The following is a 569-nucleotide window of genomic DNA, read 5'->3' on the forward strand; positions in this document are numbered from 1 at the left end:
AGAAAAGCCATCGGGTTTCCCAGCTGGCTCTTCCAATTGGGGAAAAAAGGCAGGCCGATTTCTGCGCAGGACATGCGGGAGGTATTGAGGGAGAAGCTGGGGAGGTAGTACCATAATATAAAACCTCGTAAGATTGTCGCAGTCTTACGGAAAAACACCATATTGGCTGTTGCCGACAAAGCGGCGGATTCTACAGTTTTTGTTGAATTTATGCTCCGCGTGATCCGAGATGCTTTAAATGAGCTTATGCAAACCGAACAAGTTCGCGAGCAAGTTACCGATCAAGTCGAGCGGCAGCGATCGTGTTCTTGTGAATATCCATACCACAACAACGCTCGTAAATAACATTCATTGAAAGACCTCCAATGATTTTAAATTTACGGCGGGCTTCCTGTAAAGCATTAATCTACCCTACGTGCTCATGGCAACAATTTGTGGTGCAAGCAGGAAGCCTTAATCAGTCTATAATATCGGGCTCGAACGCACCAAGACAATTCGACTTATGCCGTAGCAAAAGTATCTCACGAGGGCAATGTTTTCGTTCCAACTATTTCCAACGTTTTCATTCA

The 569-nt window shown here is 45.2% G+C and carries 1 protein-coding gene; it reads left to right on the forward strand.

Annotated elements, in window-relative coordinates; all coding sequences use genetic code 11:
* The first annotated feature begins 162 nt into the window (after positions 1 to 162).
* Positions 163 to 345, forward strand: a complete 183-nt coding sequence (locus DOT_RS28625) for a hypothetical protein (protein ID WP_009618872.1) — start codon at positions 163 to 165, stop codon at positions 343 to 345.
* The last annotated feature ends 224 nt before the right edge of the window (positions 346 to 569 follow it).

Source organism: Desulfosporosinus sp. OT (genome assembly GCF_000224515.1).
Taxonomy (GTDB): domain Bacteria; phylum Bacillota; class Desulfitobacteriia; order Desulfitobacteriales; family Desulfitobacteriaceae; genus Desulfosporosinus.